Here is a 25136-nt window from a genome sequence, read left to right as displayed (position 1 = left end):
TTTTAGAACAGCTGGAAAAAGCCTCTGTCAGGCAGTAGGCTTTAAAAGCATCACAATCGTCCGGCAAAGGAGCAAAGATGTCTAAGCTGATTGCAAGCGTACTGGCTTTAGCCTTATTGGCAGGCTGCGCCACTTACCATCCAAGTGAAGAAGAATGGCAAACTATGGTGAATGACTTTGTAAAAAGTCAGCAGCTTGAAGACATTAAGCGAATTACCACCTTTAAACTGGATAGCTGGTATCCCTTGGGTGAACAGAATCTAATACTACGCACTAGCCCGTCTAGATCTTACTTGCTGACACTACGAGGGCGCTGTCCGGATTTGGATTTTGCCCAGGCATTAGCCACCGACCAAACTATCAGTTCACAATTGGATGCTAAATTTGATGCGGTGTATGTGCCAGGTAAATTCCATGTACGCTGCCCAATAGACAGCATTTACCCCATCAGCAAGGAGCAATACAAAGCGTTGACGTCATGGAAAAGCGGCAAGCAGGAAGAGGCCAAGCCTGCCGCAAACTAAATTAAGAACGGGGTGCCATCACAAAGCGCAGTTCGCCGCCTTGTAAGATCTGCTGGTGAGTCAGGATAGGGCTTACCAGCTTTTCGCCGTTTAACCAGACCGATTGCACGCTTCCCTCACCTTCTTTCTTGACGCTTAGCTGATGGCCATTGGCTAAGCTCAGGGTAGCTTGCTCAAACTGTGGCGTGCCTAGCACGTATTCACCACCGACCGGATTTAGCGGATAGAAGCCCATAGCGCTGAATACATACCAAGCCGACATTTGTCCTAGGTCGTCATTACCGGCCAGGCCATCGGGCTGCGCCAGATACATAGTGTCACGGATCTCTTTAATACGTGCTTCGCCCTTGTGCTTATCTGCGGTAAAGGCATACAGATAGGCCACATGGTGAACCGGCTCGTTACCATGGGCATACTGACCGATCAGTCCGGAAATATCCGGAGATACATCACCCTGCATCTTGGAGCTGGTGGAGAACAGCTCATCCAGCTTGGCGACAAAAGGGCTTTCACCACCAAAGAGTTCAATCATACCGGGTACATCATGGGGGACAAAGAAGCTGTACTGCCAAGCGTTGGCCTCGGTGTAATCGGTATTACGGTGCTCAACATAAGTAGGGTTAAAGGGGCTTACCCATTGACCTTGCTTATTCTTGCCACGCATAAAGCCGGTGCTGGCATCAAACAGGGTACGATAACTTTGTGCACGCTGGCTGAACAGTTGATAGTCGTCGTGCTTATCCAATGCCTTGGCCATTTGCGCAATGGCCCAGTCATCAAAGGCATATTCTAAGGTTTTAGACACCGCTTCCACTTCCAGCTCGGATGGGATGTAGCCGTACTGACGATACAGATCGATACCGAATCTGTCCTGCATAGCCGAGGCCTTAATGGCCGCCATGATGTGTTCAGGGTCGGCACTGGTCAGGCCCTTTAAATAGGCATCCACAATCACGGGTACCGCGTGGTAGCCAATCATCACGTCGGTTTCGTTGGACATCAGATCCCAGGTGGGAAGCAAACCTGTCTCGTCATAAAAACCCAGCATGGATTTCACCATATCGTCCACTTTCTCCGGATTGCTGAGGGTCAGCAGCGGATGTAAAGCGCGGAAGGTATCCCACAAAGAAAACAACGAATAGCGCCCATAATGCTTGTCTTTATGCACCGCGCCATCTGCGCCAAAGAAGGCGCCGTCCACATCATGGAAGACCTGCGGGGCCACAAAAGCATGGTAAAGGGCAGTGTAAAACTTGGTTTTATTGGTCTTATCAGCATCCTCAACCTGGAATTTACCCAGCTGATTTGCCCAGGCCTGGGCAGCCTGCTGTTTTACCTGCTCAAAGCCCAGTTGCGCGGTTTCTGCCTCCAGGTTGGCCTTGGCACCTGCAATGCTGGTGTAGGACAACGCTACCTTAGCTTCGATGGCCTTAGCCGGTTTACCAAAGTTCAGCACAATCTTACCTTTCTCGGCCTGCAGCTGGTCGCCTTTCACCGCTTGCAAGTCGTTCAGTAACTGATGACTGAAGGGCGCATCAAACTTGGCCACAAAATAGATAGGCTGATTCTTGGCCCAGCCGGTAGACAGGCGATAGCCGGTAAGTGTGTACTTATCTTCAACCCGTAAAAAGGTCACAACAGGCTTGTCGTAGTTCTGCGCATAGCCCAGATCAAACAACAGTTTGGCATCCTGTTCACCATCAAAGCGGTAGCGATGCACGCCTGTGCGGGTGCTGGCGGTCAGCTCGGCCTGCACTTGTTCTTCGGGCAGATACAAGCTGTAGTAACCCGGACTGGCGCTTTCCTTATCATGGCCGTAAGTGGTGAATATGCGCCCTTTGTCATCTTTGGCGCGGGCTTGATAGTCTCCCCGAAAGGGCATCACCAGCACATCCAGCATGTCTCCCACACCAGTACCGGAAAGGTGGGTATGAGAAAAACCCAGCAAAATGTTATCTGAGTAATGGTATCCCGATGTCCAGTCCCAGCCCTTAGAAGGGTTGTCCGGGCTCAGTTGCACCATGCCAAAAGGCACTAAGGCACCGGGGAAGGTATGACCATGACCGCCGGTACCGATAAAAGGGTCCACAAAGTCCAGCACCTGCTGCACAGGCAATGCCTTAGTTTCAGATATTTGTGAAGTAGAGGAGGCGCACCCCAGCATAGACATCAGCGGTAAGGCCGCAAGGCCCAAAATCAAGCTTTTCGTTTTCATTAATCTTTCAACTTATCTAACCAGTTTTTCTTCAGGAACCAGGTGGTCAGCAAGGCCAGCGTCAACGCCACCAGCATTTCTGTCCATTGTTGGATAACCAGGTAAATAGGCAGGGCCACCAGGCAGATTTGCCAGGCCATGCCGACCAGAATATTGACCATGTCGCGGCCTGGGTGGGTATCGGGATCAAAACTCGGGTCCTGGGCAAGCACCTTAGCCCGAATGGGTCCCCAGCACCCCCAGGGTCTGACCTGACGGTAGAAGTCACAGAGCACCTTGTCATCTTCTGCGGGGGTCATAAGCGTCCCTATCACCGAACCGGCCAGGCTTATTAGCAGCAGCACAGGGAAGGCGAACAGCGGGTGGGTGTGCGGCATGAGCAGCGGCAAACACAGTGACGCCAGCAAACCGGCCATCATACCCCAGAAGTAACCGTAAGCATTGAAGCGCCACCAGTGCCATTTAAGCAGATTGGCTGCGGCGTAGCCGCCAAATAACGCACCAAAGATCCACTGCATAATGTCGTTAATACTGGACAACATCAGGCCAAGCCCGACACCCACCAATACCAGTACAAAAGACACCAAATAACTCACTCTGACATAGGTTTGCTTGTCAGCGTCGGGGCGAAAATAACGTTTGTAGATATCGTTAACAAAGTACACGGGGGCCGCATTCAGCGAAGCCGCCAAGGTCGACATAAAGGCCGCCAGCAGCCCGGCTATCAGCAGCCCGGTCAGTCCCACCGGCACAAAGTTACTGATGGCATAAGGCAGAATTTGCTCAAAATCGAAAGCACCACCCTGGGCCTGAATATCCGGGCCCATATACACCAAGGCCAGTACCGTCAAACCAGCCACCATCATATAGCGGGGGAAGAACATCACCAGGGACACCAGGCCGCTCATCTTGGCTGCTTCTTTGGGGGAGCGAGTAGCCAGAATCCGCTGCATATCGTAGTTAGGCACAGGCCCTGCCATGGAAAACAGCACGCCCTTAAACAGCATCATCATTACCATCAGGCCGATAAGTTCCAGACTGTCGGACTGAATCTTGTCGTTAACACTGTCTATCAACCCCTGCCAGTTCAAGTCGAGCTGCCAGCCAAACCAGATATTGTCCCAACCCGCCGGGGTCGCGGCTTCAATTTGCTCCGGGCTGACCAGATTAATCGCAATAACCCCTACCGCCACTGCAGCGATGGTCATAATCACAAACTGCAGGACTTCGGTGAACACCACCGAGTACATGCCGCCCTTGATGACATACAAGGTGGTAAAGGCGAAGATAATCAAGGCGTAGGTATCGGGGGACAACTGCCAGGGGAAGAATATCGCCGCAAACTTGCCAATACCCTTAAAGGCATAAGCAATAAAGCCGATGGCGCTGACAATGGCGAAAATAACCACCACCAGTTGGCATAGCTCGGCACCGCGTCCACTGCCAAAGCGGGTTTGCAGCCACTGGGCACCAGTCATGACATTGGAACGTCGCAGCCAGACCGACAGGTAGACCATCAAAAACACCTGATTAAAGATGGGCCAGATCCAGGGCAACCAGGCACTCTTCAGACCGTAAACAAAACACATGGACACCAGCCACATAGTGCCAGCGATATCGAACATCCCCGAGGCATTCGACACCCCCAGTGCCCACCAGGGGATCTGCTTGCCAGCCAGGAAGTAGGCATTCATATCGCGGCTGGCCAGCTTGGAGATATACATCCCAAGCCCCAGCGTACCGAGCAGGTACGCGGCGATGATCAGTAGGTCTAACCAAGCCAGGGTCATTGGCCTTGCTCCTTGAATAAAGACTGATAGCGAGTATTCACAACCAGCTTTTCAATCTCCGCTTGGCTAGCCCCCGGTAAGGCCAGGTGAATGCGCTTACTTTGGCCGGGCAACAAGTCAAAGAAGTTATCGGAAAAATTGCCTGCCGCGCCGTCTATTTCCACATGGCATTGGCGCACCAAAGTAGAGCTTTGCAAGGTCAGGGTCAGGCTTTGCTCGCCCACCTGGCTAGTCACCTCAAGGTTAGGCGCACTGAGAGCTTGTTGCTTGCTAGGCACAAAGTAAAACAAGCTGTCGGTAAGTTCCTGCCCCTGGCTATCAATCAGCACAGCCTGCAGCACCACTTGACTGGGGTTATGTGCAGCCAGTAGCTCAGTTCTAGGCAGCACAGCCACCTCAGCACTGCCATTGGCTGGTGTACTGATGGGCTGCTCCTGTTGCCACAGCTGATTGCCACTGAAGTCCAGCAAGGTCAAACCTACTTTGGCATTAATTGAATGCAAGCGATCACTAACCAGTCTGATACGGATGCTTTCCTGTACCTCATCGATTACCAGCAAGTCGGTGCGGAAACTGCGCTTGGCCTGATAGTGCAGGGCCTTCCAGCGACCATAATAATCAATACCGGACCAGGATGCGGCTGGCCAGGTGTCATTGAGCTGCCAGTAAAGGCTGCCCATACAAAATGGCTGCGCCGCCCGGTGCGCTTCAAAAGCCAATTTCAGTCCTTCGGCTTGCTGCACCTGACTTAAAAATAGCAAACGGGCAAAATTTTCCGGCGCGCTATATTCTGTTTCCATATAGCTACGGATAAGGCTGTTGCCACGCGGGTGCTTCTGGTGCACCTTGAGAACCTGCGAGTCCAGATGCCAGTCTTGCTGTTCGGTAAACTTCGCCATGGACGAGGCCAGTGGAAAAGACTGGAAGCCAAATTCACTCATAAAACGCGGTATGCGTTTCTGGTACTCGCTAAACGGCTCTTCACCATGCCAAACCCCCCAATAATGGTGATTACCCACATGATCCATATCTTCTTCCCAGAAGCCTATGGGGGAGGAGCGCAGATAAAAACGTCCGGCATCAAACTGTGCCACCGCCTCTGGCAGGCACTGGTCAAACAAACGAATGTAATCGTCTTTTAAACGGGCATACAAGGCATCGCTATAGCCAAATTTTTCCGGCCACTGCCAATGTTTAATCCCCATATCCACTTCATTATTTCCGCACCATAAGGCCAGGCAGGGATGATTGCGCAGACGCTTAATATTGTATTCGGCCTCTCGTTTTACATTGGCGAGGAAGGCCTCGTCGGCCGGATACAAAGTGCAGGCAAACATAAAGTCCTGCCATATCAGAATGCCGTTCTCATCAGCTAATTGGTAGAACACCTCATCCTGATAAATACCGCCGCCCCATACCCGCAGCATATTCATATTGGCATCCACCACCGCTTTGAAATCCTGCGCGTGACGCTCTGGTGTCATGCGGTGCACAAAGCTGTCACCGGGAATGTAGTTGGCGCCTTTCATAAACACAGGCTGGCCATTTACGCGGATAAAGAACGACTGGCCCATGGCGTCATCTTCGTTCACCACTTCCAGGGTACGAAAACCAATGCGCTGCTGTTTACTATGCAGCGCTTGATTGCCAATCAGCAGGCTAAAACTGAAATCATAAAGATAAGCTTCCCCTAACCCATGGGGCCACCAAAGCTTTGGTGAAGCTAAGTCAAAATCCAGCCGCTGGACGTTTTCGCCCACACTCAGTTGTACAGGGATTTGTTTATTCAGCTGCGGTGCCTGCGCACATTCCACCTGCAAGATGGCCTGCTCCGCCAGTGCCGATTGCATACTGATAGAAAAACTGAAACGGGCTTGTGCGGCATCCAACTGATGCTGAACAAAATGCGTATCGGTGATCTGACAGGCCGTTATGCCCTGCAGATAAATAGGCCGCCAGATACCGCTGGTGACAAACCTTGGTCCCCAGTCCCAGCCGAAGTGGCAAGGGGCTTTGCGACAATAAACACTGAGTTTATCTTCAGACTTGTCGTTCTCAGCGGGATAAGCAAAGCCAGCTTGTTGATACTGCGGTAGCACTTCCTTGATGGGAGAGCGAAAACGTATCTCCAGCAGGTTCTCACCTTCTTTGAGCAAGGATTTGCACAAAATGTGCTGTCCAATAAACATATTCTGACTTTCGGCCAGCTTCTGGCCGTTTAGATACAAGTCGCAAAAGGTATCCAGGCCTTCGACAACCAGTTGAATATCCTGGTACTGCCACCAATCGGCGCTTAGGTTAAAGCGTTTCTGGTAGTGCCAGTCTTCTTGCTCAATCCATTGCAGCTTGGTTTCATTATCGCGGTAGAAAGGCTCATCTATCAGACCATTGGCCAGAAGATCGGTAAAGTTGCAGCCCGGTACCTGGGCAGGAAGCCAGGTTGCGGTGTTGGCCTGACGAAACTGCCAGTCACCACAAAGATCCAGACGCTGGCCATAATGCGTAGATGAATTCGTAATCATAATACTCTTAGAAAATAAAAATGCTGCGGTGACCGGATCACATCCGGCTTTCCGCCTGACACCGGGCTACCATATCGGCCACCCAGCTTTGATTTACTCTGCCCTTATCCAGCAGGGCTGAATAACTATGCACCGACCAGGCTTGTGCTTTGTTTTGCAATACCGGAAGCAGGCTTTCCAGTACCGTGGTATGAATACCGCCGCCCACCACCAGCTCAATGCGTCCGGCGGCTTGTTCAAGCAGTGCGCTTAACACTGACAGTCCTTGCAACGCGCCCTGACCACTACCCCATGGAGTACCGGCGCTAAGCACGCGGCTGATACCCAGTTCAATCAACTGCTCAAGGGCGAGCTTAGGATTAGCAATGGCGTCAAAGGCGCGGTGGAAGGTCACTTGCAACGATAACTTTTTGGCTAACTCAACCAAGGGTTTAAGGCTTGCCACATCCACTTCAACCTGCTGGTTCAAGATGCCCAGCACCACACCGTCAGCGCCCTGCTCAGCGGCCAGATAAATGCTTTCCCGCATTCGCTCAAGCTCATCAGGGGAGTAACAAAAATCACCACCGCGAGGGCGAATCATCACGAGCATACCGGGCACATTCGCAAAGGCGTCCCGGGCAATCTGCATGGCTTCACTGCTGGGAGTCAGGCCGTCATGCTGCATCTGCCCGCATAGCTCAATACGAACCGCGCCGCCCAGGCGGGCCGCGCGCACATCTTCACCCAGGTGCATCAGGTCGTCGGCATTAATACAGACTTCCAGTCCTCTCATGGCAAGATCTCCAAACCACCCAAACGCGCCTCAATGGCCTGTTTTCCATCGCCCTGCAAAGCGATACGAACCAGCTTCTTACCTGCCAATGACTGCAACGAAACTGTCTGTGTTGACCAGTCCTCGGCGGCATCAAGCGGCAAGTACAGGGTTTGTCCATCTGCGGTTTCCAGCAACAGCGACAAGCCATTGCTTTGGCCACGGCTGGTAACTAACAAGCGACTTGTGCCACTGAGTAACAACTCGGTGGCATACAAAGGTGCGTATGCTTTGTCGCCTTGGGACTGAGTCACGGCCAGACTACTGCCACCGTTAAAGACATCATCAAAGGCAAAGTGCAGCTTTATGGCGCCCTCATTAGCAAATTGCCAGGTCGGCAGTGGCTCCTGATAGGCCATATTGGTCCAGGGGCCGCCTTGCTTTTGGCCTTGCTGCCACCAATGCTTGCCCTGCCCGGTATTAAAAAAGGTCACCAAGGGCAGGCTGCTGAGGGTGGATTTAGCTGGCAGATAACCTCCCAGCCCTTTCCAACCCTCGCTGTCGACTTTGGCCAGATTTAAATCGTCACCGGCAAACAGCCGCACCTCGGTGGTATAGAAGGCCTGCTCGTCATCGGCATTTTTTTGGAACTGGCTAAAGGCCGGGGTATGCGACTCGCCGGCAAAGTTGTAATTCACATTGGGAGCAAACAAGGCGATAGAGGCGAGCGCCTGGCCGTCTTCAAACAGCCAGTCCAGCCACTGATAGCGGCTAAAGGCACGCTGGGCGTTGCGACTGGGCCAAAGGTCGGCACCCACATATACATCAAACGGGCTGCGCCCTAATTTTTTGGCCTTGGCTACCGAGGCATGGACCATCTTCTGATCCCACCAATAGTTGAGAAAGATGGCGTCGGATGAGCGTACCTTGTCTTGCAGATATGCTTGGTTTTGATCATTAAGCTGGTTCTGCCAGCGCACTTCGCCACTGGCAACCATGGCGTCATACCAATGAATTTCCATACCTTGCGGGGCATTGGCGGTCAGGTATTGCACGAAAGCCAGCATACGCGCGGCCAGCGCCTCGCCTCTTGCAGCGTTCTTTTGCCCTTTAAGCAACTGGTTGTTGTTATCTTTAACCGCGGTAAGGTCTGTTTCCTGGTTAATCAGCCAGCCGTCAAAACCATAAAAGTTGGCCATTTCTATCAGGCGGTCTGCCACCACAAAACGCCCTTGTGCATCCTGCTCTAACAAAGCTTCGACGGTATCGGCACTGCCGCCCCACTGGGCAACCCCCAGAAATACTGAACCTATGACCTTTACGCCATTTCTATGGGCGGTTTCCACCCAAGGGCGGGCCGGGATCTGAATACCTAAATCGGCAGTACCGGCAAACCAGTTGAGCACATCAATCTGTGACCAGTGCGTAAAGTTATACAAGTTAAACTGCGGCTGAGTTTGCAGGTAATTGGCAAAGTTGTTCATGCCATCCGGAGCATACAGCACCTTAGCAGGCGAAGCTTGTTGCCCGTCCAGTAAGGCGGGGAAACGCCGGGCCAGTGGCACAGTAGAAACATTTTGAACACTGGCCTCTGCCGGCGTCCAGGCCTTGGTTTGCGAAATGGTTAACGCAAAAGGTGGCTGGTCAGGCGTAATACCGCTGCCGTCAGCCTGTGATGAAGTGGCAAACAGCGCGGCACTTAACATCAGAGGTCGAAGTAACAAGCCTGCACGCATCAAGCCTGGCCTCCCAGCAAGCTCTTACCGTCAATTAGCTGGGCACCGCTTTGCTGGCGAACCGCATAGTTAAAGCCACTTTGAATACAGTAAGCCCCGTACTCGCCGCGTTTATTCAGGGCTAAAAAGCCCACCTGGAACTGGGCATAGTCGCCAAGCTTTCTTGCGATACGCTCCACCGCCTGACGGCAAGCCTGCTCCGGGCTTGCGCCCTGGCGCATCAATTCCACCACCAGATGGCAACCGACAGTCTTAATCATTAGCTCGCCCATGCCGGTGGCAGTGGCGGCGCCGACTTCGTTATCTACATACAAACCGGCACCAATTAGCGGCGAGTCGCCTACCCGTCCGTGCATTTTGTAAGCCGCGCCACTGGTAGTGCAGGCACCGCTAAGATTACCGGCTTCATCCAGAGCCAGCATACCTATGGTGTCGTGGTTCTCGATATTGATCATCTGTACTTTCTGGTCTTTTAGCCATTGTTGCCAATCGGCTTCAGACTCAGATGTCAGTAGATTCTCTTCTTTGAAGCCCTGCTCCAGGGCAAATTGCTTGGCACCATCGCCCACCAGCATCACATGGGGAGTCTTTTCCATCACCAAACGCGCCACCGATATCGGGTGTTTAATATCCTGCAAAAACGCTACCGAGCCGCAATTCATGTTTTCATCCATAATGCAGGCATCCAGGGTCACTTTGCCGTTGCGATCCGGATAGCCACCGTAACCTACGGTACGCACTTTGGGATCGGCTTCAGGCACCCGAACACCGGCTTCTACAGCATCCAGTGCGCGACCACCTTTTTCTAGTATCTGCCAGGCCGCTTCATTAGCCGGGGTACCATGCTCCCAGGTCGACACCACAATGGGCTTGTTGACCTTGGTGGATGCGCCGGCGAGCTTAGGCATCAGCATGCCAACGGCACCGGTAATGGCAGATAGTTTTAGAAAGTCGCGTCTTGAGCTCATAGGGGATCCTTAGTCTTGTTTTTCTGCTTATGGGACTGCTGGGCAAACAAAATGGCGCCCTGCTGTGGGCTTGCCAGTGCCGGACCAACCGTCATCACCAGTTGCGGGTCAAGCCAGGGTTTGATGCGTTCGGTAATACCGCCGATCATGGCCAAACGAGTCACGCCGCAAGCCAGCAAACGCCGGATCACCTGATTGATAAAGGCCGCACCTTGTTGAATTAGCCCCAGACTGACCTTATCCCCCACATCCGCCTGTTCAAACACCAGCGGTGCAAGCTTGGCGTAGTCGGTAGCCGTGGCATGCATAAAAGCCTCGGCCAGTTCGGTAGCACTGCGTGTTTCCAGCAGTGCCTGGGTTAAGCTGGTAGACAAACCTACCCCGTCAGCATCCAGCAATACCGCTTTAACGGCTTCAAGGCCAAACCAGGCGCCGCTGCAGGTTGCGTTGATGGGAAAGCCGTAACCACCAACCTGAGTCAGCTTGCCTTTACAGGCCGCCAAAGAACTAAATCCGGTGCCCAGAATAATCACGCCACCATCCATACCCTGATGGGCTCCAAGGGCAGCGGCATGCAAATCGGTGGTGAGATACAAAGCTGCAAAGGGGTGCTGCCAGGCCTGCATCTGTGCTTGCATCTGCGGCAAGTGCAAACCAGCAAGACCACCACCAACCACCAAGTGTGCCATCGCCTTATCATCCAGCTCGGCCTCACTTAGCGCGTCTCGGGTGGCCTTGATAATGGAATCCTTGCACTGCTGTACACCGTACACCGGATTGGCCGGACCGCCCTGGCCCTGGCCCAATACCATGCCCTGACCATTCTGGATCATGACCCGACAGTGGCTACCACCGCCATCAATGCCCATGAAGAGGAGATCTTGCTCTTGCTGGTTTTTGGTCTTCACACAAACCTCATTGCTGTTTGGTTCATTCGCCGAACCGCCATTTCACAGGCAAAAAACTGACAGCTTAACGCTGCTTCTGATCCTGCGATTTGTTCCAGGTCGTCTATCAAACACAAGGCCGCAGCAGGTTAATTCCCTGTGCGGCGACTATCCATACAACAGAAAAGCCAGCGGCATAGCCGCCGGCTGATGGGCTTAAAGGTCAGGACCAATAAGCTCAATTTCTGCGATTTGCATCAGAGTATCATCGCCTTTGTTTTTGGTAATGTTGATGCGATACGTGTTAAAGGCTATGCCGTTGCCCATTTCGAACAGCTTACGTTCATAACGATTGTCCCAAGACTCACCAATCCAGCTTCCCAGACGAGTCCAGGTCAGGCCACCGTCATTGGAGCCTTCGATGTTGAAGTTCTCGGGGTCACGGCCATCCGCGTCATTGGCACTGGTAATAGCTATGCTGCTGACAATCTTGGCCTGTGGCAAATCTACCTGCACCCAGGACGGATCCTCTTCACTCGGTGCGCCTTTCCATTCGTTATGATCCAGCCACTTGGTTTCAATATTGTCGTCAAAGGCCATGGCTTCCGCTTCAGCATCACCGATACGGTTTCTGGCGCTAAATACGGCACCAGGCGCTGCGGAATGATCTACCGACTGATACTGCGGACCAATCAGCTCAATCTCAGCCACTTGCATCAGCGTATCGTCACCTTTGTTTTTGGTGATTTCTACCCGGTAGTGGCTAAAGCCCAGATCGTTACTAAAGGGGAAAACCCGACGCTCAAAGCGCTCATCAAAGCCTTCGCCAATCCAGCTAGCCAAGGTTACCCAGTTCTCACCGTCGTTTGAGGCTTGGATATTGAAGTTTTCCGGGTCGCGAGAGTCAGCATCATTGGCACTGATCATGCCCAGCTTATTCACTGCAACAGGCGCAGGGAACTGCACTTCAATCCAGGACGGATCTTCAACTGAAGGCGCACCTTTCCACTCGTTGTGATCCAGCCACTTGGTTTGTGCATCGCCGTCAAAAGCCATGTCGCCCGCTTCGGTGTCGCTGATGGCGTTACGGAAGGTCACCACTTTGCCGTCCATCAGGGCATGGTTAAGATCCGGCAACTTGGGCCCGACCAAACCTATTTCGGCAATCTGCATCAGGGTGTCATCACCTTTGTTCTTAGTGATGTTCAGCTTGTAAGAGCTAAATGCCAGGCTGTTGGCCACACTGAACTGACGACGCTGATAACGCTCATCAAAGCTCTCACCTATCCATTCAGATAAGGTGACCCAGTTCTCACCATCATTAGAGCCTTGCAGGTTGAAGTTTTCCGGGTCGCGAGCATCGGCATCATTGGCACTGGTAATCACCAGGGTATCTACCGCCTTAGGCTCGGGTAAATCGATCTGTACCCAGGATGGGTCTTCTACCGTAGGCGCACCTTTCCAGTCGTTGTGATCCAGCCATTTAGTTTCCACATCATTGTCAAACGCCATGGTCTCGGCTTCTGCATCACCAATGCGGTTGCGGGCAGTGATATTGGCGCTGCCTACCGGGTCGGTGTGGTCAGCACTGGTATAAATGGGACCAACAAACTCCACCTCGGCAATTTGCATCAGGGTGTCATCACCTTTGTTCTTAGTGATGTTCAGACGATAGTGGGTAAATTCCAGTCCGTTTACAAAGCGGAATTCTTTACGCTCAAAACGCTCGTCGAAGGTCTCACCAATAAACTCGGCCAAGGTAATCCAGTTTTCACCATCATTAGAAGCCAGTACCTGGAAGTTCTCAGGATCACGAGCCGGGGCATCGTTAGCGCTGGTAATAAACAGACTGCTTACTGCCTGTGGCTCGGCAAACTGCACTTGCAACCAGGATGGGTCTTCAACACTTGGCGCACCTTTCCATTCATTATGATCCAGCCACTTGGTTTCAACGTTTCCGTCAAACACCATAGCTTCGGCTTCTGCATCACTGATACGGTTACGACCAGTAATCACCGCGGAGGCTAAATTCGCTTCAGTGGTGATTTCATGCACAGGCCCTGAGCTGGTATCACTTTCCAGGAAAGCCAGGGACAAGTCGATTACCTGCTCTGCCGTGATACCCAACTCTGGCAGATAAGGCACTGCGCTGATACTGGCCAGTATGCGCTCACGCAATGGTGTAAGTACACTGACATCCCCTTCTTGCGCTATGGTGATAGCACCTGCCACATCACTCATTAAACTGCTGAAGCTTTCTCCTTCAGTGATGTTGGCAAAGGCCGCGTTAGCCAGTGACAGTTTGATAATGTCACCGCTGACCAAGGTATCCACACAAACTTCTTCGGTAACCGGGTTACCTTCAGCATCAGTGACAGGATTACCCTCGGCATCAGTTTTTGGCACATCATCACAGCTTTCGCCTGTGACAAAGTTTTCATATGACTCTGCACTGACCAGCTCTGTGCTGAATACGTTAGCTTTGGCACTAATGCCCAGAGCTTTGAGCAAAGTTTGCGAGTTATCAGACAAGGCCAGTTCGTAAAGTGGGCGTACTGACACATTGCGACCACCAGCGACCTGCTCGGCCACCAGGGTTGAGGCCACTGTGGTCAGGGCATTAGCTTGAAAGCTGGCATCAGCAACACCGTCAGAATTGCTGGCATAAGGTACTTGTACGTAAGTCAGGGTAGTAAAGGTGGTGCCATCTAAAGGCGCACCAGAAAGCATGTCACCCATATCCACACCGGCACAGCTGATTGCATCGCAGACCATACTGGTACTGGCATCGGCTTTCACTTCGACTTTCAACATGCCGTTGATACCAAAGCCCTGCTTTCCTTCAACGCTGAAACTGATCTTACCGTCGGCATCGGTTCTGTCCCCAGAGCCCATGCTGATATCAGAACCGTTCATTTGCGTGACGGTCACCAATGCATTACTCAGGGTGCCTTTAACCGCAGAACCACTAATATCGGCAGAAGTGGTATCAATGACCACGGGGATATTGGCAGGATCGGCTTCGCCTGCGCCACCACATCCATATAAACCGCTCATGGCGAGCGCAATTACTGCATACAACTTGTTGTTTTTAAAATGTTTCATTGTAATTCCTCTGAATCTTTTTTTGGCTGCCCACTTGCGCAGGCAGGCCCTTAGAACCTGTAGGTAGCACCCATGTAGAAACGACGACCGCTGTAGGCATTCTGGATAAAGCGGTTATCCGTATCGTTGCCAAGGTGTCGGTAGGTGTCCGATTTGGTCAGGTTGATCACTGAGGCTGACAGCACCAGATTGTCGGTCAGGTTGTAGCTGGCGTTCACATCCACCTGGTCGTAAGCTGCCGTGTAGAAGTTGGTTTCCCAAGAAGCGGAATAGCCGCCTACACTCGGGCCCCGTTTGTTATATGAAGCACGTACACTGAATAAATCATCTTCATAGAAGGCGGAGAAGTTCCATTGATACTTGGAGCTGCCGATTAAAGGCGACTCACCCACCTTCTGGCCATCCAGTTCTACGTTGGCCTGATTGGTGTTGTTGCGCGTGTAGTTTGCGTAAAGACCAAAGCCATTGTCGAAGAAGTGCTGCCAGAATACTTCGGTACCTTTAGAGCTGGCGTTAGTACCATTTGCCACTGTGCTAAAGTCGCGAATCAGCAGATTGTCGCCACCCGCGTTAACCACCTTGTCACCGGCATGTGGCAGGGTGAACTGCACTTCAGGCAGGCTGCGGGTAGTGTCGATAATCAAAGGTACGACGAAGTTGTCTACGTCCTTTTTGAAGAACGCAATACCAAAGCCCGAACCTTCGCCGTAGTAATATTCCAGTGACGTATCAAACTGGGTTGACTCCAGCGGCTTCAGATTGGAGTTACCACCTGATCCTGTCCAACCCTCGGAATCACGAATTGTATCGAAGTCATCAGCAGCCGAGCGGTCTGCAGAGTATTCGTTAGAGGTGTAGGTCAGCGTCTGGAACTGGCCGATTTCATCATAGCCAGGTCTGGCCATCACTTTGGCCGCTGCAACACGCCAAACCCAGTTGTCATCAATATCCCAGACTAAGTTAAAGCTAGGCAGAATCTTGTTCTGGGTATTCTCTTTTTCAATGTAGACGAACTCTTCTACACGTTGATCATCCTCAGGCAACATATCACCGTTGGCATCTTTCCAATCCAAACGATAGCGAATCTTGTCTGACGAGCCGGAGGTGGTGGTAGTGCGCACAAAACGCAGGCCTAAGTTGCCGCGTAAACTCTTGTAGCGGTAATCCGCCTGCATATAGGCCGCGGTGATTTCTTCTTCTACCCCGTATACATAGTTAGGCTCGATACGGGTGTACTTGACGAAGTTGTCCACCAGATGTTGCTGATACTTGTGCCAGTCAACGGCCGGGAACAGGTTGGTGTTGATCACATCCGACAGATTGCCAAGGGACTCAGACTTCACCACTTTGGTGATATCCGGAATACCGCCATTACGCGAGTAGTCATCATCCAGATTAATCCCACCATCTGCTTCTGCGGCAGCAATATCAAAGTCTGGCGCCAGATAGAAGGTATTACGGGTATCGCGGTGAATCTTGCCGTTACGGTATTTAGCACCGAAACGCAGGGTGTCAACTATGCCCCAATCAACAAAGTAATCCACATCCAGGCTTGCATACTTCTCTTCCTGCGTGCCAGTGACAAAGCTTGAATCGGTTGCACCTACGTCTGCTTCCCCGCCAATACCTGCCACCAGATTATTGATCATATTAGGATCCATATAGGTGGTCATACGGTGGCCGGACAGGTCGTAGCCATAGAACAAAGACGCTTCGTTGGCATAGTAAGCCGCACGGTATTTTTCAGACGGGCCACCCTCGGCTTCCGTCTTACCGAAGGTCAGCCTGGCCTTGTAATTATCGCCCTCGTAGCTGGCGAAGAAGTCGAAGGTATCTGAGGTTGATTCTTCAACTATGTACTCACCGTTAATTCTCGGAATGGCCGACAATCGTTGCCCACCGGACGTCCCAACTGAATAATCAATGCCGGTGACATACTCTGCTTCGGCATCAACGCGAATATCGGTCCAGAAATTGTCATTGTTGTTCCACTCGGGGTATTCCAACTGGTTCAGAATCGCATTTTGACCAAGGGTGAACTTAAAGTAGTTCATACCAAATTCGAGGCTGTCAGTTACCCGCCACTGGGCAGTAAACTGATAACCTTCGCGCTCGCGATTCTCTTCCCAGATTTCCTGCACCATACTTTGTGGCGCGTAACCTTTAGCCCCACCTTCAACCAGTTGGTTATCCTGACGCTCCTGATACAGGAAGTTTTTATTGATGATATTTACCCGTGCGCTTTGCGAACCATTAGTACGATCCTGGCGGGTATAACCGAACAACATACCGAAGTTTTCGTCGTCGTTCTTCCACGAATAGATACCGCTAAACTGCGGCTCATACTTATCAGTGATATCAGAGTTGGTGTATTCGACATTCAATACACCGGAATTCTTGTCCATGCTCAGCGGTTTGCGGCTGTGCATCAATACGGTACCACCTATACCGCCCTCATCCAGACGGGCTTCAGATGATTTAAATACCTCCACTCGCTCAATCATGGTGGAAGGCAGCAATGCATAGGAGAAGGAGCGGGATGGCTCTCCAGGAGAAGAGGCAATAAAGTTGCCGTTAAGCTGGGTAAAGGTCAGGTCAGAAGACAAACCACGAATACTTACCGTTGCCCCTTCCCCGCCATCGCGCTGAATCACCACACCGGGAACACGCTGCAACGAGTCGGCAACGTTTTTGTCCGGAAACTTACCAATATCTTCTGCGGTAATGGCATCTACCACCGCATTAGAAAGACGCTTAACCGCCAGGTTTTCTGAGGCAGAGGCGCGGATCCCCCTAATCTCAATGACCTCAGTCTCTTGCGCTTGTTGTTGCTCGCTGGATTCCTGCGCCTGGGCTGTTGCCCCAATAGCAGTCAGTACCGATAAGCACAGCAGGGATTTGGCAAAACCTCTTGAGGGCGAGGTATTTTTTGTTGTGTTCCAGGTAGCCATTGGCTTCTCCACTTGCATTAATGTAATCGTAAACACAGAATCAACAACAAGACTCAATAGGCCTTTAATTTCAGTGAGTTACACTTTTACTTAGATTTTACGCATTGCAATCAATCACAAATCCAAAATGTAATCGATTACAAATTGGCTAAAATACTAGCCCCAGGACCAAAACCTGTCAACGTTCCAAAAGGTGAGAAATAACAATTCCTTAACTACCGCCACGTAATACGGCAATCAAGATAGACTCAAACCATTGATTTAAATTGGATTTTTTATTGTAAAAAATTAGTAAGAAAGAAAATTAAGATGTTTAAAAATGTTACTTCAGGCTAGATAAAGAAAACTCAGCCTACTAATAGCCAAGACTAGCAGGCCGAATCTTTGCCCCTGAATAGTCCTTGGTTCAACATAGCAGGCGGTGATGCGGAAGAAAAATAGCTGGCCAGGCTTAGATTGGCGTTATCCAGCGCCGACCTTTTGTGTGGAGCCAAGCAACCACTAAATAAGCTGCAACGCTGATCTTCAGGCCTTTGCCGGCCCCGTGCTTCCGCGCTCCAATAGCTGGAAGGGTAGTATTTCTCTAGTGCGCGGCAAGGGCTGACGATTTATAAGTTGGATAAGCACGTCCACCGCTCGGCGGCCCATTTCATAGGCGGGTTGATCAACCGTTGTCAGGGGCGGATCCATATAAGCCGAGACTTTGACATTATCAAAGCCTGTTACAGATACGTCCGCAGGCACGCGCAAGCCTTGGCGTTTTAGTTCGTACAGGGCACCTATGGCGATATCATCGTTGAAGCAAAAAATAGCGGTGGGTGGGGTGTCCCGTTTCAGTAATTCCTGCACACCTTCAATGCCGGTTTCAATGCGGTAACTGCCGCCAACCAGCATATCTTCTGAAAACTCTATGCCCTCTTCATTCAGCACACTTTTAATCCCTGCCAATCGGTCATGGTGGATCTGACTGGTACGTTGACCGGCAATAATGCCGAAGCGGCTATGTCCGTAGCTAATCAAATGATGAGTCAACGCTCTGCCAGCGGCATAGTTATCAAGCTCGATAAAAGGATAACGGCGCTCGCCTTCTATGCGCTCACAGACACTGACCATAGGCACCTTTTCAGCCAAAGTTGCGTCATTGGCAGAGAAGGGAAAAGAGTGGTCAAGCTGAATCAGCCCGTCAGCACGGTTGGTCAGTACCATACTGGCGTATTCATTTTCACGGTTGGCTTTGCCTTGCGTATCCCCGAGCAGTACTGAGTAGCCTTTTTCCTGTGCGGCCTGCTCAATACCCTCGATAATGCGCATAAAGAACGGGTTCACCAGGTTAGGCACCAGCACCACGATGGAATTAGACTTACCGGTTTTAACACTAGTCGCCAACCAATTTGGCCGATACCCAGCCAACTGAACCGCTTTCATCACTTTTTCACGGGTATTCTCTGTCACCAGCTCAGGATTTTTGAGAGTCCTGGATACTGTTGCCGTTGAAACACCGGCTAATTCACTTACCTTTTTTATATTAGTCATGAACGCTAACGATTCCTGTTGTTTACTGAGCCCTTCCATCGGCTGGGGCAATGCACAGCGGTCCTTCTGTTTATATGATTTCACCCCATAAAGGCAATAGCAAGCAGAGATGTAATCGATAACAAAAATAACACATCGTAAGATAATGACGCCAAATAACAGCCGATATAGCCGTTTTAACTTGAGTCATCAGGTGAAATGACAATTTAGTCTAGACGCCCCGAATGTAATCGATTACAGTTTTACGAATTGTTAACCTGACCCAGTTACAGACTCTACATTTGGGTCACAATTAAGTGGAACATGAAAATGCGTAATGCCTGCCTTGTCGCGGTCAGCCTGTCATTACTGGCCTGCGCCAACCAGACACCCCAGCAATCGCACCAAACCAAGGTCAACCTGGTGGCCGAAGATTTGGTTCAATATGTTAATCCCCTAATGGGTACGGATTCCAAGTTCAGCTTGTCCAATGGCAATACTTACCCAGCCATCGCTACGCCTTGGGCCATGCATTTCTGGACACCGATGACAGCGCCTATGGGCGACGGCTGGACTTATAAATATGATGACGACACCCTGCGTGGCATCAAACAAACTCATCAGCCCAGTCCCTGGTTAAATGACTACGGCGCGTTTTCACTGATGGCGGTAACAGGGTCATTGAAGTTTAAAGAAGACGAACGTGCCTCATGGTTTTCTCATAAAGCCGAACAAGCGAGTCCTGACCACTACTCGGTTTACCTGGCCGATTATGACACCAGCATGGAAGTGACGCCCACAGAGCGGGCCGCACAATTTCGCTTCACCTTCCCGGATACCGAACAGGCTTATATTCTGCTAGATGCCTTTAATAAAGGCTCAATGGTGAAAATTCTACCTGAGCAACGCAAGATTGTCGGCTATGCGCGTAACAATCACGGCGGTGTGCCGGAGAACTTCCATAACTACTTCGTGGTGCAGTTTGATAAAGATTTCGAACTGACCCACACCTGGCACGATGAATGGACGCTGCAAGAAAACAGCTTGAGCAGCAAAGGGGAGCATGTCGGCGCTATCATCGGCTTTAAGACCAAAAGAGGTGAGCAGGTGCATGCCAAGGTTGCCTCTTCCTTTATCAGCCTGGAACAGGCCGAGCTAAACCTGCAACGAGAAATCGGCCAGGACAGCTTTGCCCAGACGCAAGCCAAGGCCAGAGCAACCTGGCAGCAAGAGTTATCCAGAATCCGGGTAGAAGATCAGGACCTGGACCAGGTACGTACTTTCTATTCTGCCTTGTACCGGGTGTTGCTGTTCCCTCGTAAGTTCTATGAATACGACAAGAACAACCAGCTGGTGCACTATAGCCCGTATAACGGCAAAGTGTTACCCGGTTATATGTTCACCGACAACGGTTTCTGGGATACCTTCCGTGCCGTCTTTCCCTTCTTCACCTTGATGTATCCTGAACTGGATGCTCAGGTTATGGAGGGGCTGGCCAACACCTATAAGGAATCCGGCTGGCTACCTGAATGGGCAAGCCCGGGCCACCGCAACGTCATGGTTGGGTCAAATTCCGCCATCAATATTGCCGATGCTTACTTAAAAGGGATCCGCGGTTTTGATATGGAAACCCTCTACGAGGCGGTGAAGAAAAATGCTGAGGTCAATGAAGGCCGCCCAATGACGTCAGTGGGCCGTGAAGGTGTGGATTACTACAACAAGCTTGGCTATGTGCCTTACGATGTGGGTATTCATGAAAATGCAGCCCGTACTCTGGAATACGCCTTTGCCGATTTTAATTTGTACAAGCTGGCGAAGGCACTGGGCAAAGAGCAGGATGCCGAGCTCTTCCGTCAGCGCTCTCTGAATTACCGTAATTTATTTGATCCTGACACAGGTTGGATGCGCGGCAAGAATGCAGACGGCAGTTTCCAGTCTCCCTTCAACCCGCTTAAATGGGGTGACGCCTTCACCGAAGGTAATGCACTGCACTACACCTGGTCGGTATTCCACGATATCGAAGGCTTAAAACAGCTAATGGGCGGACAGCAGGCCTTTATCGATAAGCTGGACCAGGTTTTCGATATGCCACCACTGTTTGACGACTCTTACTATGGTTTCACTATTCACGAAATCCGCGAGATGCAGATTGTCAACATGGGTAACTACGCCCATGGCAATCAGCCTATCCAGCATATGATTTATCTGTACAACCACGCCGGCCAACCCTGGAAAGCCCAGTACAAAGTGCGTGATGTGATGGACAAACTGTATTCCGCTACCCCTGATGGCTATTGTGGTGACGAAGACAACGGTCAGACATCAGCCTGGTATGTGTTCAGTGCGCTGGGTTTCTATCCGGTAACGCCCGGCACGCCCGAGTATGTGATTGGCAGCCCGTTGTTTGACAAAGTCACACTCACTCTGGAAGACGGCAAGACCTTTGTGGTTGAGTCCAGCAACAATCAGGCTGACAGCCCTTATATCCAGCAAGCCTGGTTAAATGGCAAAGCGCTGAATAAAAGCTGGCTGGATCATCACGTGATTCAGGCCGGCGGCAAACTGCATTTCGACATGGGGCAAACCCCGAATAAAGCCTGGGCAAGCAGCAGTTCAGCCCAACCTTATTCTATGTCACTTGAGGCTTCACGCCCCTAACGTATGGGCGCAGTCGCGCCCTTCATATAGCGAGACGAGATTATGGCAGGTTTTCAAACAGGTCAGGTAACAGGTGGGCAAGTGAAAGGTGGACACTTTGCGTTTGCCGCCATGACCACATTGTTTTTCATTTGGGGCTTTATTACTGCCCTGAACGATATTTTGATCCCACATCTTAAGGAAGTGTTTTCCCTAAACTACACCCAGGCCATGCTGGTGCAGTTTTGTTTCTTTGGCGCGTATTTTATTGTGTCGCCCTTTGCCGGCATGCTGATTGAAAAGATCGGCTACCGCCGCGGCATTATTACCGGTCTTTGTACTATTGCGGCGGGCTGTGCGCTGTTTTACCCGGCGGCGGAAGTCAAAGTCTATGGCGTGTTTTTACTGGCCCTCTTTGTTCTGGCCGCTGGCATTACGGTTTTGCAAGTCTCAGCCAATCCTTATGTGGCTATTCTGGGGCCGGAAAAAACCAGCGCCAGCCGTTTAAATCTGGCTCAGGCAGTGAACTCTCTGGGCCATACATTGGGCCCCCTGTTTGGCACTGTGCTAATTTTCGGTGCAGCCGGCGCGGCCATTAGCGCCGATGCAGTAAAACTGCCCTATCTGATTCTCGCTGGCGCTACGGTACTGGTCGCATTGTTGTTTAAAGCCATTAAGCTGCCAGATATACACGCCGACCTGCAACAGCAAGCCAAACCTAGCTGGTCAGAGGTACTGGAACATCGTCAGTTGATGTTCGGTGTATTGGCCATTTTCTTGTATGTGGGTGCTGAAGTCGCTATCGGCAGCTTTCTGGTGAATTACTTTGCCGAAGGACATATTGGTAACCTTAGCGCCAAGCAAGCCGGTGCCATGGTTTCCTACTACTGGGGTGCAGCCATGATTGGTCGCTTTATCGGCGCCGCCCTGACCCGCGTTATTGCGCCGATTTACGTGCTGGCGGGCAATGCCACCTTAGCTATTTGTCTGATCATGCTGTCCATCAACAGCGTCGGCGAGTTGGCCATGTGGTCTATTCTGGCCGTTGGTTTCTTCAACTCCATCATGTTCCCCACCATTTTCTCGCTGGCCATTGGTGGTCTGGGGCGGCTGACTTCTCGCGGCTCAGGTCTATTGTGTATGGCTATAGTCGGTGGCGCCATACTGCCTTTACTGCAAGGCATAGTGGCAGATCAAAGTTCAGTCCAAATCAGCTTTATCGTGCCTATGTGTGCTTACCTGTATATCGGCTGGTATGCCCTGTATGGCGTCAAGGCCACCCAAAAAATTCAAGCCGCCGAGGTGCAACCATGAAGAAAGTGTTGTGCTTTGGCGAAGCCTTAATTGATTTTCTTAACGTAGGCGCCGCTCATCAGGGCCCGCTGACATTACCCGAGTTTCGCCAGTATCCAGGCGGCGCACCTGCCAATGCCGCCGTTGCCGTAGCCCAGCTCGGCGGCCAGGCTTTATTTGCCGGCCAGGTAGGGCAAGACCCTTTTGGTGATTTTCTGGCTGATGCCCTCAGCCAATATGGTGTAAATACACGTTTTCTTTTGCAACATCCGCACGCCAAAACCGCCCTGGCGTTTGTGATGCTGGATAACAGTGGCGATCGCAGCTTTTCCTTTCACCGCCATCAAACCGCTGATGTGATACTGGATAAGCAGCAGGTAAACCCCGAATGGTTCAGTGGCGAAACTATTGTGCATATTTGCAGTAACACCCTGACCACGGCCCAAATAGCCGAATCAACGCAACATGTTGTGGAGTCTGCACGTCAGGCCGGCAATCTCATTAGTTTTGACGTTAACCTGCGGCATAATTTGTGGGCCGAGAATCAGGCTGATCGTTTGTTAGTCAATAAGCTGGTTGAGCAGGCAGACCTGGTCAAGTTTTCCCGCGATGAACTGGACTACCTGGCCGAAGGTGAGACTGAGGCCTACCTGGCTCACTGCCTGAATGCCCGATGCCAATTGCTGTTGGTCACCGATGGTGCCAATCGGATTGACTACTATACCGCCTCTCACCAGGGCAGCATTCAGCCTCCCAGTGTCAAAGCCGTGGACACCACCGCCGGTGGCGATGCCTTTATCGGAGGCTTCCTTTACGGCTTGAGCTGCCTTCCTAACAGCCATGAGATTTTCGTCCAACCGACAGAACTTGAATCCCTGCTGTTATTTGCCAGTCATTGTGGCGCCTATGCCGTAACACAACCCGGTGCGTTTCCGGCCTTACCGGACCTGAACAATATACAAGGGCAATTGCGCGCCCATGGACATGAACTTTCAGCATTCAATCCCGCTTTATTCCGGAGCCAGGTATGAATTTCCTATCCCAAGACTTTCTCATTGAACATTGCCAGAGCATTCTGGATTTCTATACCGACAAAGTAGTAGACACCAGTGGCGGATATCATCAGAACTACCTGGATGACGGCAGACTATTCGACACAGATTTTAAGCAACTAGTCAGTAGTACGCGGATTATCGTCAACTACGCCTTGGCTGGGATGCTGTTTAATCGTCAGGATTATCTGAGTATTGCCCGCCACGGCTTGAACTACCTGGAAAAGGTGCACTGGCAACCGGCCAACCAGACTTATGCCTGGACCCTTAAAGACCATCAGCCGCTGGATATGACCCAGCAGGCCTATGGTTATGCCTTCGTGTTGTTGGCTTATGCCGCCGCCCGTAAAACCGGCTTAGTCAGCGATAACAGTAAATTATTGATGGTTTACGATCTGCTGGAAAAGCGCTTCTGGCAAACCGAATACGGCTTATATGCCGATGAAATCAGTCCGGCTGGAGTGCTGAGCAGCTATCGTGGTCAGAATGCCAATATGCATCTGTGTGAAGCCATGCTGGCCGCTTACGAAGCAACAGGTCTCAGCCAGTTTTTGGAACGTGCTAAATTGCTTGCACAGAATATCGCTGTGCGTCAGGCCGATCTCACCGATGGGCTGGTATGGGAGCATTACACACCAAGCTTCCAGCCAGATTGGGAATACAATAAAGACGATCCGAAGAACCTTTATCGACCTTGGGGTTTTCAGCCAGGCCACCAAACCGAGTGGACCAAGCTTCTACTGATCCTTCATCGTCATGCACCGCAGGATTGGCAGGTAGAACGCGCTAAATCGTTGTTTGATCGCGCCTATCAGCAAGCCTGGGATGCACAAGAAGGTGGTCTGGTGTATGGTTTTGACCCACAAGGTAATTGGTGTGACGACGACAAATACTTCTGGGTACAGGCAGAAAGCTTTGCTGCGGCAGCTATGCTCTACAAAGTCACCGGTGATAACAACTATCTGGAGCAGTATCAGGCATTGTGGGAATACAGCTGGAAGCACATGGTAGATCACCAATACGGTGCCTGGTTCAGAGTGCTTAAAAGAAATAACAGCAAGTATTCCAACCAGAAGAGTGCCGCTGGTGCCAAGTGTGACTACCACACGCTGGGCGCCTGCTTTGAGGTACTGCGCGACTTAGGTGTTACGGCTCTGAAGTAACAGGCCGGGCAGAGATAGCCTGTGTAT

At 51.3% G+C, this 25136-nt stretch carries 15 protein-coding genes; 5 read left to right on the top strand and 10 right to left on the bottom strand.

All coding sequences use genetic code 11. The features are described 5' to 3' along the window. Window positions 1-77: 77 nt before the first annotated feature. On the top strand, window positions 78-524 hold the full coding sequence (locus KJY73_RS13265) for a DUF6491 family protein (protein WP_214344199.1): 447 nt from the start codon (window positions 78-80) through the stop codon (window positions 522-524). Between the two features lies 1 nt (window position 525). On the opposite strand, the gene KJY73_RS13260 is transcribed toward KJY73_RS13265, so the two are convergent. The 10 genes from KJY73_RS13260 to KJY73_RS13215 form a co-directional block, all read right to left on the bottom strand. Next, window positions 526-2739, bottom strand: a complete 2214-nt coding sequence (locus KJY73_RS13260; protein WP_214344198.1) for a GH92 family glycosyl hydrolase — start codon at window positions 2737-2739, stop codon at window positions 526-528. Further along, window positions 2739-4529, bottom strand: coding sequence for a sodium:solute symporter family protein (locus KJY73_RS13255; RefSeq protein WP_214344197.1), 1791 nt, complete (start codon window positions 4527-4529; stop codon window positions 2739-2741). Before KJY73_RS13255 ends, KJY73_RS13260 begins: the two co-directional genes overlap by 1 nt. Beyond that, entirely contained in the window at window positions 4526-7051 is a 2526-nt protein-coding gene (locus KJY73_RS13250) for a beta-mannosidase (protein ID WP_214344196.1), read from the bottom strand. The genes KJY73_RS13255 and KJY73_RS13250 overlap by 4 nt, the downstream gene beginning before the upstream one ends. 37 nt (window positions 7052-7088) lie before the next feature. Continuing rightward, window positions 7089-7826, bottom strand: a complete 738-nt coding sequence (locus KJY73_RS13245; protein ID WP_214344195.1) for a copper homeostasis protein CutC — start codon at window positions 7824-7826, stop codon at window positions 7089-7091. Beyond that, window positions 7823-9541, bottom strand: coding sequence for an endo-beta-N-acetylglucosaminidase (locus KJY73_RS13240; RefSeq protein WP_232848665.1), 1719 nt, complete (start codon window positions 9539-9541; stop codon window positions 7823-7825). The genes KJY73_RS13245 and KJY73_RS13240 overlap by 4 nt, the downstream gene beginning before the upstream one ends. Continuing rightward, window positions 9541-10509 carry a N(4)-(beta-N-acetylglucosaminyl)-L-asparaginase gene (locus KJY73_RS13235; RefSeq protein WP_214344194.1) on the bottom strand — a complete coding sequence of 323 codons (969 nt, stop codon included), beginning with the start codon at window positions 10507-10509 and terminating at the stop codon, window positions 9541-9543. The genes KJY73_RS13240 and KJY73_RS13235 overlap by 1 nt, the downstream gene beginning before the upstream one ends. Further along, window positions 10506-11417 (bottom strand): BadF/BadG/BcrA/BcrD ATPase family protein, encoded by a 912-nt coding sequence (locus KJY73_RS13230; RefSeq protein WP_332874203.1) that lies wholly within the window; start codon window positions 11415-11417, stop codon window positions 10506-10508. The genes KJY73_RS13235 and KJY73_RS13230 overlap by 4 nt, the downstream gene beginning before the upstream one ends. Before the next feature lie 195 nt (window positions 11418-11612). Continuing rightward, window positions 11613-14501 (bottom strand): discoidin domain-containing protein, encoded by a 2889-nt coding sequence (locus KJY73_RS13225; RefSeq protein WP_214344193.1) that lies wholly within the window; start codon window positions 14499-14501, stop codon window positions 11613-11615. A 50-nt stretch (window positions 14502-14551) separates the two neighbouring features. After that, the gene (locus KJY73_RS13220) at window positions 14552-17452 is read right to left on the bottom strand and encodes a TonB-dependent receptor (protein ID WP_214344192.1); all 2901 of its coding nucleotides are present in this window, start codon (window positions 17450-17452) and stop codon (window positions 14552-14554) included. A 525-nt stretch (window positions 17453-17977) separates the two neighbouring features. Next, entirely contained in the window at window positions 17978-18985 is a 1008-nt protein-coding gene (locus KJY73_RS13215; RefSeq protein ID WP_214344191.1) for a LacI family DNA-binding transcriptional regulator, read from the bottom strand. A 309-nt stretch (window positions 18986-19294) separates the two neighbouring features. Here KJY73_RS13215 and KJY73_RS13210 point away from each other — a divergent pair, with 309 nt between their 5' ends. From KJY73_RS13210 to KJY73_RS13195, 4 genes are read left to right on the top strand one after another with little or no spacing between them, the layout of a single operon-like run. Next, complete coding sequence (locus KJY73_RS13210) at window positions 19295-21622, top strand: GH92 family glycosyl hydrolase (protein WP_214344190.1); 2328 nt, start codon at window positions 19295-19297, stop codon at window positions 21620-21622. 42 nt (window positions 21623-21664) lie between these two features. Continuing rightward, window positions 21665-22915 carry a sugar MFS transporter gene (locus tag KJY73_RS13205; RefSeq protein ID WP_232848598.1) on the top strand — a complete coding sequence of 417 codons (1251 nt, stop codon included), beginning with the start codon at window positions 21665-21667 and terminating at the stop codon, window positions 22913-22915. Then, entirely contained in the window at window positions 22912-23925 is a 1014-nt protein-coding gene (locus tag KJY73_RS13200) for a carbohydrate kinase family protein (protein WP_214344189.1), read from the top strand. The genes KJY73_RS13205 and KJY73_RS13200 overlap by 4 nt, the downstream gene beginning before the upstream one ends. Continuing rightward, entirely contained in the window at window positions 23922-25109 is a 1188-nt protein-coding gene (locus KJY73_RS13195; protein WP_214344188.1) for an AGE family epimerase/isomerase, read from the top strand. The genes KJY73_RS13200 and KJY73_RS13195 overlap by 4 nt, the downstream gene beginning before the upstream one ends. Window positions 25110-25136: the final 27 nt, after the last annotated feature.

It is taken from the genome of Bowmanella yangjiangensis, from assembly GCF_018531185.1.
GTDB lineage: Bacteria > Pseudomonadota > Gammaproteobacteria > Enterobacterales > Alteromonadaceae > Bowmanella > Bowmanella yangjiangensis.
Note: the sequence above shows the minus strand (reverse complement) of the source record. Positions and strands in the feature narration are given on the sequence as shown.

Excerpts from the sequence above, each read along its gene's own strand:
- KJY73_RS13250 (WP_214344196.1), bottom strand. The coding sequence starts at position 7,051 with ATGATTACGAATTCATCTACGCATTATGGCCAGCGTCTGGATCTTTGT.
- KJY73_RS13210 (WP_214344190.1), top strand. The coding sequence starts at position 19,295 with ATGCGTAATGCCTGCCTTGTCGCGGTCAGCCTGTCATTACTGGCCTGC.
- KJY73_RS13235 (WP_214344194.1), bottom strand. The coding sequence starts at position 10,509 with ATGAGCTCAAGACGCGACTTTCTAAAACTATCTGCCATTACCGGTGCC.
- KJY73_RS13205 (WP_232848598.1), top strand. The coding sequence starts at position 21,665 with ATGGCAGGTTTTCAAACAGGTCAGGTAACAGGTGGGCAAGTGAAAGGT.
- KJY73_RS13245 (WP_214344195.1), bottom strand. The coding sequence starts at position 7,826 with ATGAGAGGACTGGAAGTCTGTATTAATGCCGACGACCTGATGCACCTG.
- KJY73_RS13215 (WP_214344191.1), bottom strand. The coding sequence starts at position 18,985 with ATGACTAATATAAAAAAGGTAAGTGAATTAGCCGGTGTTTCAACGGCA.
- KJY73_RS13220 (WP_214344192.1), bottom strand. The coding sequence starts at position 17,452 with ATGGCTACCTGGAACACAACAAAAAATACCTCGCCCTCAAGAGGTTTT.
- KJY73_RS13195 (WP_214344188.1), top strand. The coding sequence starts at position 23,922 with ATGAATTTCCTATCCCAAGACTTTCTCATTGAACATTGCCAGAGCATT.
- KJY73_RS13240 (WP_232848665.1), bottom strand. The coding sequence starts at position 9,541 with ATGCGTGCAGGCTTGTTACTTCGACCTCTGATGTTAAGTGCCGCGCTG.
- KJY73_RS13225 (WP_214344193.1), bottom strand. The coding sequence starts at position 14,501 with ATGAAACATTTTAAAAACAACAAGTTGTATGCAGTAATTGCGCTCGCC.
- KJY73_RS13200 (WP_214344189.1), top strand. The coding sequence starts at position 22,912 with ATGAAGAAAGTGTTGTGCTTTGGCGAAGCCTTAATTGATTTTCTTAAC.
- KJY73_RS13255 (WP_214344197.1), bottom strand. The coding sequence starts at position 4,529 with ATGACCCTGGCTTGGTTAGACCTACTGATCATCGCCGCGTACCTGCTC.
- KJY73_RS13265 (WP_214344199.1), top strand. The coding sequence starts at position 78 with ATGTCTAAGCTGATTGCAAGCGTACTGGCTTTAGCCTTATTGGCAGGC.
- KJY73_RS13260 (WP_214344198.1), bottom strand. The coding sequence starts at position 2,739 with ATGAAAACGAAAAGCTTGATTTTGGGCCTTGCGGCCTTACCGCTGATG.